The organism is Pseudostreptobacillus hongkongensis (genome assembly GCF_001559795.1).
Classification (GTDB): Bacteria; Fusobacteriota; Fusobacteriia; order Fusobacteriales; family Leptotrichiaceae; genus Pseudostreptobacillus; species Pseudostreptobacillus hongkongensis.
In genome coordinates, this window is sequence record NZ_LOHY01000098.1 from 1 (window position 1) to 19,285 (window position 19,285).

At 26.7% G+C, this 19,285-nt stretch carries 19 protein-coding genes; 17 read left to right on the forward strand and 2 right to left on the reverse strand.

The annotated features are described in order from the left end of the window. Positions 1 to 475 precede the first annotated feature (475 nt). Positions 476 to 832 carry a DUF1304 domain-containing protein gene (locus AYC59_RS05260; protein ID WP_066895951.1) on the reverse strand — a complete coding sequence of 119 codons (357 nt, stop codon included), beginning with the start codon at positions 830 to 832 and terminating at the stop codon, positions 476 to 478. A gap of 171 nt (positions 833 to 1,003) precedes the next feature. Between AYC59_RS05260 and AYC59_RS05265 the strand changes: the two genes are divergently transcribed. The 10 genes from AYC59_RS05265 (at position 1,004) to AYC59_RS05310 (ending at position 9,968) form a co-directional block, all read left to right on the forward strand. Then, positions 1,004 to 1,927: an MliC family protein gene (locus AYC59_RS05265; RefSeq protein ID WP_066895954.1), complete on the forward strand. Its 924-nt coding sequence runs from the start codon at positions 1,004 to 1,006 to the stop codon at positions 1,925 to 1,927. A gap of 172 nt (positions 1,928 to 2,099) precedes the next feature. Next, positions 2,100 to 2,558, forward strand: a complete 459-nt coding sequence (locus AYC59_RS05270; protein ID WP_066895957.1) for a PTS sugar transporter subunit IIA — start codon at positions 2,100 to 2,102, stop codon at positions 2,556 to 2,558. Positions 2,559 to 2,636: 78 nt separating this feature from the next. Next, positions 2,637 to 3,623 carry a class II fructose-bisphosphate aldolase gene (locus tag AYC59_RS05275; protein ID WP_066895960.1) on the forward strand — a complete coding sequence of 329 codons (987 nt, stop codon included), beginning with the start codon at positions 2,637 to 2,639 and terminating at the stop codon, positions 3,621 to 3,623. Between the two features lie 79 nt (positions 3,624 to 3,702). Then, positions 3,703 to 3,960, forward strand: coding sequence for a PTS sugar transporter subunit IIB (locus AYC59_RS05280; RefSeq protein WP_066895964.1), 258 nt, complete (start codon positions 3,703 to 3,705; stop codon positions 3,958 to 3,960). 14 nt (positions 3,961 to 3,974) lie between these two features. Next, positions 3,975 to 4,928 (forward strand): ROK family protein, encoded by a 954-nt coding sequence (locus AYC59_RS05285; RefSeq protein WP_066895967.1) that lies wholly within the window; start codon positions 3,975 to 3,977, stop codon positions 4,926 to 4,928. Between the two features lie 11 nt (positions 4,929 to 4,939). Continuing rightward, positions 4,940 to 5,407: a hypothetical protein gene (locus tag AYC59_RS05290; protein ID WP_066895970.1), complete on the forward strand. Its 468-nt coding sequence runs from the start codon at positions 4,940 to 4,942 to the stop codon at positions 5,405 to 5,407. A gap of 14 nt (positions 5,408 to 5,421) precedes the next feature. After that, positions 5,422 to 5,862 (forward strand): hypothetical protein, encoded by a 441-nt coding sequence (locus AYC59_RS05295; RefSeq protein WP_066895973.1) that lies wholly within the window; start codon positions 5,422 to 5,424, stop codon positions 5,860 to 5,862. Beyond that, positions 5,863 to 7,461, forward strand: coding sequence for a CTP synthase (gene pyrG / locus AYC59_RS05300; protein ID WP_211260013.1), 1,599 nt, complete (start codon positions 5,863 to 5,865; stop codon positions 7,459 to 7,461). A 49-nt stretch (positions 7,462 to 7,510) separates the two neighbouring features. Next, the gene (locus AYC59_RS05305; RefSeq protein ID WP_066895977.1) at positions 7,511 to 7,720 is read left to right on the forward strand and encodes a heavy-metal-associated domain-containing protein; all 210 of its coding nucleotides are present in this window, start codon (positions 7,511 to 7,513) and stop codon (positions 7,718 to 7,720) included. 10 nt (positions 7,721 to 7,730) lie between these two features. Continuing rightward, a complete protein-coding gene (locus AYC59_RS05310; RefSeq protein WP_066895981.1) occupies positions 7,731 to 9,968 on the forward strand; it encodes a heavy metal translocating P-type ATPase in 2,238 nt (745 codons plus the stop codon). 46 nt (positions 9,969 to 10,014) lie between these two features. Here the strand turns inward: AYC59_RS05310 and AYC59_RS05315 are convergent, their stop codons facing one another. Continuing rightward, positions 10,015 to 11,985: a hypothetical protein gene (locus AYC59_RS05315; protein ID WP_066895984.1), complete on the reverse strand. Its 1,971-nt coding sequence runs from the start codon at positions 11,983 to 11,985 to the stop codon at positions 10,015 to 10,017. A gap of 204 nt (positions 11,986 to 12,189) precedes the next feature. Between AYC59_RS05315 and tsaB the strand changes: the two genes are divergently transcribed. Genes tsaB through AYC59_RS05345 form a run of 7 tightly spaced genes read left to right on the forward strand, consistent with a single transcriptional unit; the run spans position 12,190 to position 19,155 of the window. Then, positions 12,190 to 12,861, forward strand: coding sequence for a tRNA (adenosine(37)-N6)-threonylcarbamoyltransferase complex dimerization subunit type 1 TsaB (gene tsaB / locus AYC59_RS07570; protein ID WP_082752699.1), 672 nt, complete (start codon positions 12,190 to 12,192; stop codon positions 12,859 to 12,861). Next, on the forward strand, positions 12,848 to 13,741 hold the full coding sequence (gene ftsY / locus AYC59_RS05320) for a signal recognition particle-docking protein FtsY (RefSeq protein WP_082752701.1): 894 nt from the start codon (positions 12,848 to 12,850) through the stop codon (positions 13,739 to 13,741). The genes tsaB and ftsY overlap by 14 nt, the downstream gene beginning before the upstream one ends. A gap of 15 nt (positions 13,742 to 13,756) precedes the next feature. Next, positions 13,757 to 14,785: a phosphate acetyltransferase gene (gene pta / locus AYC59_RS05325; RefSeq protein ID WP_066895987.1), complete on the forward strand. Its 1,029-nt coding sequence runs from the start codon at positions 13,757 to 13,759 to the stop codon at positions 14,783 to 14,785. Positions 14,786 to 14,805: 20 nt separating this feature from the next. Beyond that, complete coding sequence (locus AYC59_RS05330; protein ID WP_066895990.1) at positions 14,806 to 15,999, forward strand: acetate/propionate family kinase; 1,194 nt, start codon at positions 14,806 to 14,808, stop codon at positions 15,997 to 15,999. Positions 16,000 to 16,052: 53 nt separating this feature from the next. Next, positions 16,053 to 16,958, forward strand: coding sequence for an ABC transporter ATP-binding protein (locus tag AYC59_RS05335; RefSeq protein WP_066895992.1), 906 nt, complete (start codon positions 16,053 to 16,055; stop codon positions 16,956 to 16,958). Further along, entirely contained in the window at positions 16,955 to 17,800 is an 846-nt protein-coding gene (locus tag AYC59_RS05340) for an ABC transporter permease (RefSeq protein WP_066895995.1), read from the forward strand. Before AYC59_RS05335 ends, AYC59_RS05340 begins: the two co-directional genes overlap by 4 nt. An 8-nt stretch (positions 17,801 to 17,808) precedes the next feature. Beyond that, positions 17,809 to 19,155 (forward strand): dihydrolipoyl dehydrogenase family protein, encoded by a 1,347-nt coding sequence (locus AYC59_RS05345; protein WP_066895998.1) that lies wholly within the window; start codon positions 17,809 to 17,811, stop codon positions 19,153 to 19,155. Positions 19,156 to 19,285: the final 130 nt, after the last annotated feature.

Sequence of the window (19,285 nt, forward strand, 5' to 3'; positions counted from 1 at the left end):
TGAATTGCAACAGCCCCTTTCATAATCTTTTATATATATTTTATTATAAAATGTATTGTAATATGCTATTTTAAAGTATTTTTGTTATCCCTTGTTAAATGGAATATATAAAGTAAAGTTTGTATAATTATTGTGTCGTTTAAATATGATAATGTTTTAAGTAGTTAAAAATGATTATGTTTCATATATCTTAATAAATTAGTTCGTTTGATTAATTTATCGTATATTTTAAAACTTTATATAGTTAAATCAAAGCTTTCAGAAAAGAGTATCATAATAGTAGATGAAATACTATCAAATCTTGATGAGGAAAATTCTTTAAATGTCGAAAATATGTTATTGTCTTTAAAAGATAAAACAATAATATATATATAGCTCATAATTATAATATTGAATATTTAGAAATATATGATATGGTTATAAAGTTAATATAAAATAATAAAAGCAGCAAGATTTTAAGTTTTGCTGCTTTTTATTAAAATAACATACTAATTAATGAAAGTATTGCTAATCCTGCTTGTTTGAAGATAATTTTTGGATCACTAGTTATAGCACCATAAGCTGCAACTAATACTACATATATCATTAATATAGTATTCCATTCTTTACTAGGTATAATAAATAATGATATTAAAATAAGTATTGCAATTAATCCGTTATAAACACCTTGATTTTTAAAAAGGGTATTTACAGATTTTCTTTCAAGTTCGTCCTTTGACATATTAAATACTCTAGAAGTTGAATCACTTGTTGTAGCAAAAGTTTCAAGATACATAATATATAGATGTTCAAGTGCAACTAAAGTAGATAATATTATTGTTAATAATGACATTTTTTCTCCTATTAATATAAAGATAATATTTAATAATATCAATTTCTTAAATATTTGTCTAGAATAATAATTTTCATTTTAAAATCTAAGGGATATATAATTTAAAATAATGTAAAAAAAAAATAATTAGTGTTATTATTATCGTATAAAATTAATAAAGGAGAAATAGAAATGAAAAAATTATTTTTAATAGCATTAACAATTGCAGCACTTGTTAGTTGTTCAGCGGTAAATTCTAAAATGGAAAAAAAAGAAAAAGAGGAAGTTGTAAACCAAAAAGTTGAAGAATATTCTGTTAATTTAATGGCTGAAAACGGTGCTTTAGTGAGCTTAAAAATTAAAGGTGACGATGCAGTTGCTATGTTTAATAATCAATCTGTTATGTTAAAAAGAATGGTAACAGCATCTGGAGAAGGATTTAAAAATGAAGATGGATCTGTACAAGTTGGATTAAAAGGTAATGAGGGATATATAGAGTTAAGTGGAACTCTTTATCCATTAATGGATGTAAATAGTGTTGTTAAAAAAGAAGAAGTTAAGGAAGTTGTAGTAAATAACTACAAAGATGAAAAAGGTTTAGGATATGATTTACTTGTTGTACGTTATTCAAACGATACAGCATACGTAAGATTAAATGGTCAAGAAGGAACTTTAAAAAGAGAAGTAAGTGCTTCAGGGGAAGCGTATGTATCAGAGGATAAAAAAGTATATTTAGGAATAAAAGGAAATGAAGCATATTTAGAAATAAATGGAACAGGAATTTCATTTAAAGATACAGGGACTAAATCAAAAGATTTTGCTAAAGAAGCAGCTAAAGTAAGTACAATAGTATATAACTTTAAAAAAGGAAATTCTAAAATTCTTTTAGTAATGGCACCAGAAGTTGAAAATGGATTCTTAAGATTAGATGGTAAAGAATACGATATGTTTAGAACTAAAACAGCATCAGGAGTAGCATATACTACTAAAGATAAGAGAATAAAGGTAACTGTAAAAACTGAGAATAATAAACCTACTGCATACCTTGAAGTTGAAGGTAAAAAAATACAAGAATATATGGATAATGGAACTAATTCATTAGAATATGGGAAATAGATATAAATAATAGATAAAAACATATGCCCAGAGACAATATAATGTTATTTTATGGGCATATGCTTTTTATTTAAAAAATAAAATACATAACTTAATATAATATATTCACTTGCTAATAACTTAAATATATAGTATATTATCAGTATAAGATAAAACTTTATAGGAGGTTAGTATGATTATTAGTGAAATGCTTAAAGTAGAAAATATATCTACAGATTTAAAAGCAAAAAATAAACCAGAAATTCTTAAAGAATTAGTTGGGTTAGTTAAAAGTGGAAATATTTTAGATGAAGAAAAATTTTTGAAAGATTTTGAACAAAGAGAAGAAGCCGGGAGTACAGCTTTAGAAAATGGGCTAGCAATACCTCATGTTAGAAGTGAATATATAGAAAAGTTTACTATAGGGGTTGCAACAAATAGAGAAGGAATTGACTTTGATTCTATTGATGGAAAGAAAACAAAAGTATTTGTTGTTATTGCTTCACCTATGAAAGAAAGACATTTACATTTAGAGGCTTTAGCAAAAGTTGCTGCAATATTATATAATCCAACAAATGTAGAAGTTGTTTCTAACTCTAATTCTAAAGAAGGAATAATAGATTTAATATCAAAATTAGAAAGCGTAGATTAGAAAAGTGAAAAAAGTTGACTTAAACTAGAAAATTTGATAAAATTTACTTGAAAGAACAAAATCTAGGAGGAATTTAAAATGAAATATAATTACAAAGATTTAGGTTTAGTAAATACTAAAGAAATGTTTGCAAAAGCTAACAAAGAAGGATATTCAGTTCCAGCTTTTAATTTCAATAACTTAGAGCAATTACAAGGGATAATTGAAGCATGTGTTGAAATGGGATCACCAGTTATTTTACAAGTTTCAACAGGAGCTAGAAAATATATTGGTAAAGAAATGTTACCTTATTTAGCACAAGCAGCTACTGCTTATGTTAAAGCATCAGGTTCAGATATACCTGTAGCATTACACTTAGATCATGGTCCAAGTTTTGAAGTTGCTAAAGACTGTATTGAATATGGATTCTCTTCAGTAATGATAGATGCTTCACACCATGATTATGATGAAAATGTTAAAATATCAAGAGAAGTTGCAGAATTTGCACATTTACATGATGTAACAGTAGAAGCAGAACTTGGAGTTTTAGCTGGAGTAGAAGATGATGTTGTTGCTGCAGATCATATATATACTCAACCTGATGAAGTTCAAGATTTCGTTTCAAAAACAGGAGTTGATTCATTAGCAATAGCAATAGGAACTTCTCATGGAGCACACAAATTTAAACCAGGAGATAATCCTAAAATTCGTTTAGATATCTTAAAAGAAATTGAACAAAGAATACCAGGATTCCCTATAGTATTACACGGTTCTTCTTCAGTACCTAAACAATTCGTTGAAATGATTAATCAACACGGAGGTAAAATTGCTGATGCAATAGGTATACCTGATGAACAATTATTATTAGCTTCTAAATCAGCAGTAGCTAAAATAAATGTTGATACTGATGGAAGATTAGCATTTACTGGAGGAATAAGAGAAGTATTAGATACTAAACCAGGTGAATTTGATCCTAGAAAATATGCTGGAAAAGCAAAAGACTATATTAAAGAATACTATAAATCAAAAATAGTAGATGTATTTGGATCACAAGATGCATACAAAAGAGGAATAGAAGTTAAATAGTTTTAAATTTAAGCCTTGTTTCTAAATGTTTGAAATGAGGCTTTTAAGATTAAATAGAAGATGGGAGTTGTGTATATTGATGGCAATGTTTATGAGCGATGAAGCAAGAGCATTACTAATTTATGAAGGAATAGGTAAAAAAGAAAATGTTGATTCTTTAGAAAATTGTTCAACAAGAATAAGAGTAGGAGTAAATAACTTAGATATAATAAATAGAAATTTACTTTTAGAAGCAGGAGCAAAAGACATAGTTATAGTTGGAGAAGACGGAGTTCAAATAGTTATGGGTAATAAGACAGTTCCTGTTATGGAAGAACTTAAAAAAATTATGAAATAAAGGTAGTGAGATAAGTGAAGTATTATGTTGGTGTAGACCTTGGTGGGACTAACGTAAAGATAGGAATACTTGATGTAAACTACGATTTATTGAATGAAACTAGTATTAAAACTGAATCGTATAAAGGTCCAATCGATACGTTTACAAGAATTTGGAATAAAATTAAGGAAATGTTTGAAAAAAATAATTTAGATTTATCAAAATTAGAAGGGATTGGACTAGGTATACCAGGACCTGTAGTTAATAGATCAACAGTAAAATTAGCAGCTAACTTTTCTTGGGGAAATGACTTTAATGCTAAAGAAGTATTTGAAAAAATTTCTGGGAAAACTGTTATTGTAGAAAATGATGTAAGAGCAATAACTCTTGGAGAAAATTTATTTGGTGCAAGCCATGGTTATAGAAATAGTATAGTAATACCTATAGGAACAGGAATAGCCTCTGGTCTTATAATAAACGGTGAATTAGTTTCTGGTATATATGGAGCAGCAGGTGAATTTGGACACATGGTTATAAATGAAAATGGTTATGACTGTGGTTGTGGACTTAAAGGGTGTCTTGAAACATATTGTTCAGCAACAGGTATAGTTAGAGAAGGACGTAGAGTTTTAAAAGAAAAAAAAGAAGGTAAGTTATATAATGACTTTAAAGATAAGTTTGATAAACTTACTGCTAAAGATATATTTGATGCTGTTAGAAATGGTGATTTGGTAGCTATTGGAATTTTAGATGATTTCAGTAAAAAACTAGCTTTAGGTATAGGTAGTCTAATAAATATAGTAAATCCAGAAATAATAGTTATTGCTGGAGGTCTTGCAAAATCTGCAGATTTAATAATAGAAAATGTAAAAAAACATTTGCCTAAGTATGCATTAGGTATAAGTATTGATATACCTATAGTTAAAAGTAAATTATTAGATTCAGCTGGTGTTAAAGGGGCTGCATCTTTAATTATAAATAACAAATAGAGGAGAAAATAATGGAAAAAATTATAATAACATTAGGTGTTTTAGTTGCAGGTTTTTCTTTTGCAGCAGAACCTAAATATAATCTTGCAAATGTAGAAAATAATATAGCAACAAGCTATATTAATCAAATTGCATTTGAAGGAACTAAACAATTTGTGTTAGATCAATTTAACCAAAAGGTTTATGCACAAATGGAAGCAAATAAAAATTTAAAATCTGATAAAGATGCTAAACTTTTAACAGTTAATGCTGTAAAATCTCTTTTAGAAGATTGGGGATATGTATCAAATCTTGAATTTAGAGATAAAGATATTACTAAACTTGAAATAGCTTTATATACAGATAAAACTTTAACTCAAAAAGATTTAGCTTATTTAGCTGCTTTACTTGAAACAGCTTCTTATAGTATATATGGAGACAAAGTATCTGGAAATATTAAAATTTATGCTGATAAAGAACTTAAAACTTTGAAAAAATAGGAGTTTGAAATAAAATGAGAAAAATATATATATCATTCATTTTTTTATTAATTTCTAATTTATCTTATTCTTTAAATGTTGAAAAAGGAAAAGAAGAATTAAAAAGTATAAAAAAAGAGTTGATTTTAAAATATAAAAAAGAATTAGGTGCAGATTATAGTAACTTTAGTAATAGTAGTTTTAATGAAAAAAGGGCCTTTTATGAAAACCTATATTTAAAGTTTTTAGGTAAATATATTATAGATTTAAAAGATGTTAAAGTTTATACTGGACATGATGTTAATAATGTTATGTTATTTGCTAATACACCTATTGAAAAATCAACGTTTGAGGATATATATAAAATACTTTCAATAGAGGAATCAAATAAGAAATTAAAATTAATACAGGTACCTGAAAATAATAGAGGAAAATTTTATGGTATAATACAAGAAAAAATATCAGAGAGGGAGTAAATGATGGCAAAATATATATTCGTAACAGGAGGAGTTGTATCATCACTTGGTAAAGGTATAACAGCTGCTTCTCTTGGGAGATTGCTAAAAGAAAGAGGATATAAAGTAACCATACAAAAATTTGATCCATATCTTAATGTTGACCCAGGTACTATGAGTCCTTATCAGCATGGAGAAGTTTTTGTTACAGCAGATGGTAGTGAAACAGATTTAGATTTAGGACACTATGAAAGATTTATAAATGAAGAATTAACTAAATATAATAACGTTACAAGTGGAAAAATAATGTCTACAATTTTAAATAAAGAAAGAAAAGGTGATTATTTAGGAGGAACTGTACAATATATACCACATGTAACTAATGAAATTAAAAAGAAAATTAGACAAGCTGGAGAAGCATCAAATTCAGATATAGTTATAACTGAAATAGGTGGAACTATAGGTGATATAGAATCTAATCCTTTTATAGAGGCTATAAGACAGTTTAAAAAAGAAGTAGGACGTGAAAATGTGATATATATACATGTTACACTACTACCTTATTTAAAAGCTGCAGGAGAGTTAAAAACTAAACCTACACAACAAAGTGTTAAAATGTTACAAGGTCTTGGAGTTAATCCTGATATAATAGTTGTAAGAAGTGAACATCCAGTTGATAAACATATTAAGTCAAAAATATCATTATTTTGTGATGTAGATGAAACTTCAGTAATTGAGGCTTTAGATGCAGCTAATCTATATGAAATACCATTAGAAATGGAGAAATTAGGACTTGCAGATGAAGCATGTAAAAAACTTGGGTTAAAGAATGTTAAACCTAGTCTTACAAAATGGACTGAAATGGTTAATAAATTTAAAAATCCAAAACATGAAATTAAAGTTGCAGTTGTTGGTAAATATGTAGAGTTAAAAGATGCATATATAAGTATACATGAATCTATAGAACATGCTGGATTTAATTTAGATACTAAAGTTAAAATTGATTATTTAAAAGCAGAAGAATTTGATTTATCTAAATTAAATGATTATGATGGTATATTAGTACCAGGTGGATTTGGTGGCCGTGGTATAGAAGGTAAAATAAATACTGTAAGATTTGCAAGAGAAAATAATAAACCATTTTTAGGAATTTGTCTTGGAATGCAAATGGCTTCTATAGAATTTGCAAGAAATGTTTTAGAAATGAAAAATGCAAATTCTACAGAATTTGATATAGAAACTAAATATCCTGTAATAAGTTTAATGGAAGAACAAAATGAAGTTGAAAATTTAGGTGGAACAATGAGGCTTGGTTCATATCCTTGTGTTTTAGATAAAAATAGTAAAGTATTTAAATTATATGGAGTATCTGAAATACTTGAAAGACATAGACACAGATATGAATTTAATCAACAATATTTACCTGAATTTGAAGAAAAAGGATTTAAGGTTGTGGGTAAATCTCCAGATGGTAAATATGTTGAAGTAATAGAAATACCTGAGCACCCTTATTTCGTAGCTGCTCAATATCATCCAGAATTTATGAGTAGACCAAATAAACCTCATCCTTTATTTACAGGTTGGGTAGAAGCAATATTAAAACAAAAAGGAATTAAATAATAAAAGGTGATTTTAAGTCACCTTTTTACTTAAATAAGGAGAAATGATTATGAAATTAAATTTAAAAATTAATGGAATGGCTTGTTCACATTGCATAAATAGTGTGAAAGAAGAATTAAGTGAAATGGATTCACTTAAGGTATTAGATGTTAAATTAGGAGAAGCTGAGATAGAAATAAGTGATGAATCTAATATTGAAGATATTTTAGAAAAAGTAAATTTAAGACTTGATGATATAGGATATGAATTAGTAAGGTAGGAATTTTAAAATGAAAGAAAAATTACAAATTGAAGGAATAACTTGTCAGGCATGTGTTGCTAAAATTGAAAGAAAATTATCTAGAACAGAAGGAGTCAATAATGCTGTAGTTAATATTTCAAATAATGTTGCAAGTGTTGATTATAATGAAAATATAGTTGATATAAATAGAATTATTGAGATTATAAAAAAATTAGGATACATAGCCAATAAGATTGAAAAAAATAATGTTAATTATAAAAAAGAAGAAGAGAAACTAAAAATAGAATTAAATAAAGCTTTAATAGTTATAGTAGTTTCATTTTTAATAATGTATATATCTATGGGAAATATGTTTGGATTACCTATACCTGGCTTTATTATTAATAACTCTAGAGTTTTAGTGTTAGTTCAATTAGTATTAACATTGATTGTTATGTTTATGGGGAGAAAGTTTTATAGTAATGGATTTAAACAATTATATAAATTAAGTCCTAATATGGATTCACTTATTGCCGTTGGGACATCTTCAGCCTTTATATACAGCCTATATATTAGTACTAAAATATTTTCAGGTAATAATCATTTGATTCATTCACTTTATTATGAATCATCTAGTATGATAATAGCTTTTGTAATGATAGGTAAATACTTAGAACATTTAAGTAAAAGAAAAGCTTTGAATGCAATTAATAAATTATCAGAAATACAATCAAAAAAAGCTAGAATACTAAAAGATAGGGAAATAATAGAAGTTGATATTGAAGATGTTGTTAAAGATGATATAGTAATTATTAAACCAGGAGAAAAAATTCCTGTAGATGGAGCTATAATTGAGGGAATAACACAAATTGATGAATCTATGTTAACAGGTGAAAGTATACCCGTAATCAAAAATATAAATGACAAAGTATACTCTGGTACAATAAATAAAGATGGAAATATTAAAGTCAGAGTAGAAACTAGTAATTCTGAAACCTTAATATCAAAAATTGCAGATATTGTAAGAGATGCACAAATTAATAAGCCTAATATTTCTAAAATAGTTGATAAAGTATCTTTAATATTTGTTCCAACTATTATATTAATTGCAATATTTGTAAGTTTAGTATGGGGAATATTATTAAAATATGGATATGTAAATGTTACAGGTAATAAATTAGAATTTGTTATGACTATATTTATATCTATATTAATAATAGCTTGTCCTTGTTCATTAGGGCTTGCTACTCCTATGGCTATAATAACAGGAATAGGACGTGGAGCAGAACTTGGAATTTTAGTTAAAAATGGTGAAGCACTTGAAGTATTAAACAGTGTAGATACAGTAGTTTTTGATAAAACAGGAACTCTTACAGAAGGTAAAATTAAATTAGTTGATATAATAAATACATCTAATATTGGAAAAGAGGAATTATTAAAAATAGCATATTCTATTGAAATTAATTCAGAACATCCTATATCTTTTGCAATAAATGAAAAAGCAGAAGAAAATGGAATAAAAAAATATGAAGTTGATAGATTTAAAGCATTAATTGGATTAGGTGTTGAAGCTGTTATTAACGGTAAGGAATATTATTTAGGAAATAGAAAATTGATGAAAGTTAATAATATAAAAAATATTAATGAAGATATTTTGGTTGGTTTTGAAAATAAAGGGATGAGTTCTATAATACTATCTGATAATAAAGAAGTATTGGGAATATTTGCTTTAGAAGATGTTGTTAGAGAAGAAAGTATAAATACAATAAAAAAATTAAATAATCAAAATATAGAAGTTATTATGTTGACTGGAGATAATGAAAGAGTTGCAAAAAATGTTTCTGAAAAATTAGGTATAAATAAATATATAGCTGATGTTAGCCCTACAGATAAATATTTGGAAATACAAAAATTACAAAAAGAAGGTAAAAAAGTTCTTATGGTAGGTGATGGAATTAATGACTCACCAAGTTTAGCGAGTGCTAATGTTGGTATAGCTATGGGTAATGCAACAGATATTGCTATAGAAAGTGCAGATCTTGTTCTTATAGGTAAAAATTTAGAATTAGTAGTAACAGCTATAAATTTAGGAAAAGCTATAATTAGAAATATTAAACAAAATTTATTTTGGGCATTTTTCTATAATCTATTTGGAGTAGTTGTTGCAAGTGGAATATTCTATGGTATTACAGGATATCTTTTAAATCCTATGATAGCTGGACTTGCTATGGGTCTTTCATCAGTTTCTGTAGTACTTAATGCACTAAGACTTAAAAAATTTAAATAACAAAAAATAGGGACAAAGTCCCTATTTTTGTTATTTATGCTTTAGATTATCTAATATAATAAGTTAATCCCATGCTAGTATTAAAGTCTATATGATTTTTAGTTTTAGAACCTTTTTTAAGTTCTTTTTCTAAATGTAGATGTGCTTTAAATGAACTATTAAGTGTAAAATTATTTATACTATATTCTATGCTAGTAAATGGTTCTATATCAGCTTTTAAAGTATATTTGAATTTACTGCTATCTACTAAATCATTATAGAATTTTAAAATTGTTTCATCTGGATAAATTTCATTTTTAAATTCTACCAATTCTTTATATTTTGCACTTTTCTTTCTATTTAAAGTAAGTCCTTGATTTAAAATATCTGATTTTAATCTACTATAGTATCCTGATTTGTATTCAGATAGTTCATTATACTTCTTAGCAAAATCTTCAGGGTTATTAATATTCATTTTTTTAGCAACTTCAGTTAGTTTTTTTATTTTTTCTTCTTTTGAATCATAAAGTCCAGTAAAGAAATTTCTATAATTATTTTTGTCTATATTATTTTCTTTTTGTAAATTTTCAAATTCTTTAGATTTTTCTTCAAATAAGTCTTGTATTTCTTTTACATTTTTATTTTTTATTATATCTTTAAATTCATTAGTTACAGCTTCAAGATCACTTCTTTTTTTACTTCTCATATTTTCTTTATTATAGTATTTATCTATTTCTGTAGAAAAATCATTTTTATTATTAAATGCTTCTATCATAGTGTCAAATTCTTTGACTTGTTTTTCTAACTCTTTGATTTTATCATTTCTTTCTTTTAATTCTTCTTCACTTAATTCTTCTCTTTTGTGTTTAGCTTCAGCTATTGTAGTATCGGCAGCTTTCTTACGAGCTTCTAATTTTTCTTTAAATATAATTTGTTTTTTTTGTTCAAGAGTTAATTTTGAATCAACACCTAATGTTATTTCTAAATTATCTGTTGGTATATATGTATATGAAAAATTTCCGAATATAGAATAGTTTAATTTTTCAATTCCTTTATATACATCAGATCCAAATAGTTGTCTTTGATAACTTCTTCCACCAAAACTAGGACGTAGATCACCAAATTCACCTGGCTTAATTTCTACTCTTTCTTCATCTTTTAGTTTATTTTTATTTATATTTGTATATTCAAAGTTTGTTCCAAAATTATAGTTTAAATTTTTTTGGTGAGAATTATAGAATTTAGCTTCTATATTTATATTATGTTTTTGTAAATCTGAAATAAAATTATTTGCAGCATTGCTATATAGATTATTAAAACTATAATTTAATTTTGTATTTAGGTTTATTTTTTTATTAATTTTATAATCCCAGTTTGTAGCAAATTTTAGATTATAGTCGCTGAATATATATTTACCTTTATATGTATCTTCAACTTGATTTATACTATAGTCAAGAGCATCTAATTCACCTAAATTATGATCATGACCATGTCCATCATTTTCAGTATAAATTTCATTTTGTAAATTTCTCATATTTTTTAAATGATTTTCCACATTATGAATTTTTTTAATACCAATTTCAAAATTTTTATTTTTTAAATTAAAATTTATATCTTCTAAATTTTTGATTTCAAGTTTTGAATTAATATCTTTGTATGATAAATTAAAAGTGTTTTGGTTAGTTTTATGTTTAACATCTTCTAAATAATCATTTCCAGTATAACCTTTTAAACTATAACCTATTTTTATCCCTCTATATTCAGGACTTACGATATCTAATCCTAGCATATAGTTTGCATTTGTATTTTTGTTACTTTTAGATATTTTACCATTAATCTTAATGTTTTTTGAAAATCCAAATTCTACATTAGTTGATAGTCCTGAAATAGTCTTTTCATTATAGAATTTTGGACCTTTTATATCTTGATAAACCAATCCTTCTTTATTATTTTCATACTTAGTCTCAAGTTTTAAACTTGGAGATGAGTATGATAAAATAGATAAAAAAGCTAAAATACTTATTTTAAATTTATTCATCTTCATCACTCCTCTGATTAAAATATATCATAGAAAATATAAAATTAAAAGTTTTTTGTTTTTTATTAATTAAGTATTAATTATTATAATCTGTTTTAGTTAAATACAATAATACAGTAAAAAAATTCAGTGTTAATTATATATTATAACTTTTTGGAAAATATTTATTGTTGTGGTATAATAAATATGATAGGAGGAAGAAAAATGAAATCACTTTTTATTACAACTTCTACAAAACTTGCTTCTATATCTTTATATGATGATAAAGGTATGTTGGCAAATATTAATGTGAATGTAAAAAAAACACACTCAACTTGGTTAATAGATCAAATATCTTCTTTATTTGATTGGACATCAAGTAATATATCAGAAATTGAAAATGTTATAGTATCTGTAGGTCCGGGATCATTTACTGGTGTTAGAATAGCATTAAGTGCAATAAAAGGAATGTTTGCTAATTCAGATGTTAATGTTTATTCTGTAAACGAACTTGATGCATTAGGTTACCAGGGGTATATGATATATAGAAAAGATGTGTTAGCCATAATAGATTCTAATAAAGAAAAAATATATTATGGATATTATAGAAAAGGAATAAGGGTTGGAAAGTTAAAAGTTTCTAAACTTAATGATGTTTTAAAAGAATATAAAAATCAGGATATAGGGTTTATGGGTGATGGAGCTATCAATTATTCTGATAAAATTATAGAATTAGGATATACTTTGGATTTATCAGATACTTTTTTAAGATTAAATTCTACGATATTTAATGATATGTATAAGAATAATATGTTAGAGAAGGTTGATTTATTTAATTTAGTTCCAGAATATTTAGAAAAGTCTCAGGCAGAAAAGGAGAAAGATGGCAATAAGTAATTTGTTAATTAAGCCTAAAAAAGGATTTTTTAAGAAATTAAAAGAATTCTTTACAGGGGCTGCAATAACTGATGATGTTTATGAGGAATTAGAAGAACTTTTAATACAATCAGATTTAGGAATGAAAATGACTATGGAGGTTGTTGAAAGTTTAGAAAAAAATGTTAGTTCAAAAGGTATTAAAACAAAAGAATTAATGTATGAAGAGTTAAAAAATATACTTTCAGAAAAATTGTATATATCAGAAAATAGTAATTTAAATATACAAAATGGAAAATTAAATGTAATATTAGTTATAGGTGTAAATGGAGTTGGTAAGACAACTTCTATTGGTAAAATGGCACTAAAACTTAAAAATCAAGGTAAAAAAGTTGTTATAGGAGCAGCTGATACGTTTAGGGCAGCAGCTATAGAGCAGATCGAAACTTGGGGTAAAAAAATAGATGTACCTATAGTTAAACAAAAACAAGGTTCAGATCCAGCAGCAGTTGTGTTTGATACGCTTAATTTCGCAAAAAATAATAATTATGATATCGCAATAATAGATACAGCAGGAAGATTACATAATAAAGTTGATTTGATGAAAGAATTAGAAAAAATAGATAGAATAATAAAACAAAGTGTTGATGATTATGAGTCTTTAATAGTAATAGATTCAACAACAGGTCAAAATGGATTAGAACAGGCTAGAATTTTTAACTCGATATCAAAAATTTCAGGAATTATACTTACTAAGTTTGATGGAACTGCAAAAGGAGGTATAATATTTTCTATAGTCGATGAACTTCAAAAACCGGTTAAATTTTTAGGTGTTGGAGAAGGTGTGGACGATTTAAGAGTTTTTGATTGTAAAGAATTTGTTAACGAAATGTTTGAATAAATAAAGGAGAAGATTATGTCAGTAGATTTAATTGCTAGAATTAAAGAAGCAGAAAGAGAAAACAAAAAAACAGTAGTGTTACCAGAGGCAGAAGATGAAAGAGTTTTACGTGCAGCTGAACAAATAACTAGAGAAGGTTTTGCTAAGATAATACTTGTAGGTAAAGATTATCAAGTAAGAGAAAACGCAGAAAAATTAGGTATTAGTTTAGAAGGAGTACAAATAATAGATCCTATGTCTTATGAAAAAACACCTGAATTTATTAGACAATTTGTGCATTTAAGATCTAAAAAAGGAATTACAGAGGAACAAGCACGTGAAATAATACTTAATGATTCAAGATTTTTTGGAGCTATGCTTGTAAGAAATTGTGTAGCTGATGGTATGGTAGCAGGTTCAAATTCACCAACTGCAAGTGTATTAAGAGCTGCAATTCAAGTTATAGGTCCAAGAAAAGGACTTAAGACTGTTTCAAGTTCTTTTGTTATGTTAACAGAAAATAAGGAATATGGAGAAAATGGGACTCTAATATTCTCAGATTGTGGAGTTCTACCTAATCCAACAGCACCTCAAATAGCTGATATAGCTGAATCTGCTGTTGAAAAAGCACGTTTTATTGCCAAAATACAAAATCCTAAAGTTGCACTTTTAACGTATTCTACTAAAGGTTCAGCAGAAGGGGAACAAGTTACTAAAATGAGAGAAGCGTATAAGATTTTAGAAGAAAGAAAAGTTGATTTTGAATTTGATGGAGAATTACAATTAGATGCAGCTATAGTACCTGAAGTTGCTAATCAAAAAGCAAAAGGTTCAAGTGTTGCAGGTGGAGCAAATATTTTAATATTCCCAGATCTTTGTTCTGGTAATATAGGATATAAACTTGTACAAAGATTTGCTAAAGCTAAAGCTTTAGGTCCATTAATACAAGGACTTGCAAGACCAGTACATGATCTGTCTCGTGGATGTAGTGTAGATGATATAGTAGATGTAGTTGCTATAACTTGTGCAGAGGCTGCAGAATTTTGTGAAATATTAACATTATAAAAAAGAAGGAGAAATAAAAAATGAAAGTATTAGTAATAAATAGTGGTAGTTCATCTTTAAAATTTGAATTAATAGATACTGCAAATAATAAAAGTTTAGCAAAAGGTATTTGTGAAAGAATTGGAATAGCAAATCCTATATTTACATATAAAAATTTACTTGATGGATATAAAGTTGAAGAAAGACCAGAACCATTAGAAAATCATAAAATTGCAATTGATCTAGTTTTACATGAATTAACTGGAGAACACGGAGTTTTAAAATCTATAGATGAAGTAGAAGCTATAGGGCATAGAGTAGTTCATGGTGGTGAATACTTTAATGATTCAGTTTTAGTAGACGATGATGTTATAGAAAAACTTGAAGAAATTAGCGAACTTGCACCTCTTCATAATCCAGCAAATGTAATGGGTATAAAAGTAATGAGAGAATTATTACCAGGTAAACCAAATGTTACAGTATTTGATACAGCTTTCCACCAAAGTATGGAAAAAGCAGTATACACATACCCTTTACCTTTAGAAGATTATAAAGAATTAAAAGTTAGAAAATATGGATTCCACGGAACAAGTCACAAATATGTTTCAGGAGTTGTTGCTAAATTATTAGGTAAAGAAGATAGCAAAATAATAGTTTGTCATTTAGGTAACGGTGCTTCTATATCAGCTGTAAAAAATGGTAAAGTTGTAGATACTTCTATGGGACTTACACCTCTTGCTGGTATAATGATGGGTACTCGTTGTGGAGATATAGATCCAGCAGCTGTTTTATACATTATGGATAAAAGAGGATTAACTCCTAAAGAAATAGACACTAGAATGAATAAAAAATCAGGATTTTTAGGAGTGTTTGGTAAAAGTTCAGACTTTAGAGATATACAAAATGGTATAAAAGAAGGAGATGAAAGAGCTAAGCTTGCATATGATATGTTCTGTTACAGAATAAGATCTTATATAGGTTCATATATAGTTGCTATGGGTGGAGTAGATGCTATAGCATTTACTGGAGGAATAGGAGAAAATGCTGGACTTGCTCGTGAAGGTATATGTAAAGGATTAGAATTCTTAGGTATAGAACTTGACTATGAAAAAAATATGGAAAGAATACCAGGAGATGTAGAATATTCTAAACCAGATTCAAAAGTTAAAGTATTTAAAATAGAAACAGCAGAAGAATTAATGATAGCTATGGATACATATAGATTAAGTAAATAATTTTTGGCAAAAATATACTCCGGTATATTTTTTGTCTATAAAGGAGGAAATTATTGGACAAAATCATAGAAGTGAACAAAATTAAAAAAGTTTATGGTTCAAAAATAGCGGTTAATGATATAAGTTTTTATGTTGGAAAAGGTCAAATATTTGCCTTTTTAGGAACTAATGGTGCTGGGAAAACTACAACTATAGAAATGATATGTACTTTTTTGAAAAGTGATTCAGGGAATATAATAGTAGATGGTAAAACTGTTGGAAAAGATGATACTGAAATAAAAAAAGTTATAGGTATAGTTTTTCAAAATAGTTTACTTGATGATACTTTGAGTGTTGAAGAAAACCTTATTATTCGTGGAAGTCTTTATGGTTTTGATAAATTAGAATTAGATAAAAGGATAAAAGAAGTTTCTGAAATGACCCATATATCAGATTTTTTAGATCAATATTATGGGACTTTATCAGGAGGTCAAAAAAGAAGAGTTGATATTGCAAGAGCTTTAATTACTAAACCTAAAATATTGTTTTTAGATGAGCCAACTACGGGTCTTGATCCACAAAGTAGAAAAAGCATTTGGGAAACTATAATTAGAATACAAAAAGAAAATAATATGGCTGTATTTCTAACAACACATTATATGGAAGAAGCTCTTAATGCAGATTATATTGTTATACTTAATAAAGGGAATATAATTGCTACGGGGACACCTAGTTATTTAAGAGAATCTTTTTCTACAAATAAGTTGATATTAGATATAGAGAAAGTAGAAAAATTGAAAGATATAATTAAAAATTATGATTATACAATAGAAAATAATAAGGCTATAATAAAAATAAAAAATACTCTTGATAGTATAGAGATATTAAAAAAGGTAGAAAATGAAATCACAGGGTTTGAAGTTATAAAAGGAAGTATGGAAGATGCCTTCATATCTTTAACAGGGGAGGAATTAAAATGATTTTTGTTATAGTTAAACGGAATGTCACGATATTTTTTAGAGATAAAATGAATGTATTTTTATCAATGCTTTCAAATTTTATTATGTTGGGAATATATTTGTTATTTACAGGGAATATATTTAAAAGTAGCTTAGCTGGTTTTGATAAAGCAGGTATCTTGCTTGATTCATGGCTTGTTGCAGGACTTATAGCTACAACAACTATTACTTGTACTGTAGGTATTTTTGGTAAAAGAATAGAAGATGAAAATAAAGGTATAAATAAAGATTTTAATTGTTCTCCTATAACTAAAAGAGAATTAGTAGGAGGATATATATTAAGTGCCTTTTTTATAGGGTTCTTGGTTTCTCTAATATTCTTATTTTTCTCTTTAATTATACTATTTATTCGTGGTGGAGATATTTTGGATATTTATTCTATACTTAAAATAATAGGAGTAATAATCTTAGCTGATTTTACAAATTCATCTATGATATTCTTTATTACTTCATTTTTAAAAACGCATTCAGCATATTCTACTGTTGCAAGTATAATGGGAGTATTATCAGGATTTTTAACAGGTATATATATGCCTATAGGAAATTTACCTAAATTTATGCAAACTATAGTTAAAATATTTCCTACATCTCACGCGGCAAGTCTTTTAAGGCAAATATTTACAAAAGATATTACCTCAAGTTTGCCGGTTGAAGTCGTGAATGTAATAAATGAAAATTTAGGGATGATATATACATTTAATGGTAAAGAATTAAGTAATATAATAAGTGTATTTATATTAATAATTAGTGGAATATTATTCTATATTTTAGGAGTAATATCTCTAAGTAGAAAAGTTAAATAGGAGGAACAATGAAAAAATATGATGTATTAGTATTGGGATGGGGAAAAGCAGGTAAAACACTAGCTGCAAAACTTGCAGGTAATGGTAAAAAAGTTGCTATAGTAGAAAAGGATCCTAAAATGTATGGTGGAACTTGTATTAATGTAGGATGTTTACCAACTAAATCTTTAGCAAATAGTTCAGTTATTATAAACGAAATAACTAAACTTGGACTTGAAAGAGACTATAATATAGACAATTCCTTTTTTATAAATGCAATGGCATCAAAAAAATCTATGGTTGAAAAACTAAATAACAAAAATTATGGATTATTAGCAAATAATCCTAATGTTGATGTATATGATGGTCTTGCTACATTTATAAATGATAAAGAAATTAAAGTTAATGAAGAAGTATTAACAGCAGATAATATAATAATTAATACAGGATCTAGAAGTAGAACACTTAATATTCCTGTAAATAACTCAAATTTAATAGCTTATAGTGATGAAATTTTAGAGTTAGAAGAATTACCTGCTAAATTATTAGTAGTTGGTGCTGGGTTTATTGGTCTTGAATTTGCTTCGATGTTTGCAAATTTTGGTAGTGAAGTTACAGTTTTACAATTTGATAATTCTTTCCTTCCTTCAGAAGATGAAGAAGATGCTAAGATGGTAAAACAAGTTATAGAGGATAAAGGAATTAAATTAGAATTTTCAGCAAGTATTAAAGAAATTAATGGAAAAGAAGTTACATATATCCAAAATGGAGAAGAAAAAGTTGAAATATTCGATAAAGTTCTAATATCAGTAGGAAGAATTCCTAATACTGAAGGACTTGGTATAGAAAATACTAATATTAAATTAACTGAAAGAGGAGAAGTTTTAGTTGATAATAATTTAGAAACAACAGTTAAAGGTGTTTGGGCAGCTGGAGATATTAAAGGTGGACCACAGTTTACATACGTTTCTTTAGATGACAGTAGAATAATATTACCTCAAATCTTAGGGTTAGAAAAACATAGAGTATTAAGTGATAGAACTAATATTGCAACTTCAACATTTATAGATCCTCCTTATTCAAGAGTAGGGTTAAATGAAAAAGAAGCAGATAGATTAGGGATTAAATATACTAAGAAATATTTATTAACTGCTGGAATACCTAAAGCACATGTTAATAGAGAAACAGAAGGATTTTCAAAAGTATTATTAAATGAAAATGACGAGATAATAGGAGCAGTTTTATTCCATGCTGCATCAGCTGAAATGATAAATATTTTATCATTAGCAATAAATCAAAAAATTAAGGGTGAAGTTTTAAGAAACTTTATTTACACTCATCCAACTTTCACAGAAAGTCTAAATGATTTAATATAAAATTTAAAAAAATATATTATCAAGAAGCACCAATTTAGGTGCTTTTTGAATAATCTGGGAAAATTTTTCAAAAAAAAACAAAAAAAGGTATTGACATAAAAAGTATATTTATGATAATATAAATATTGTC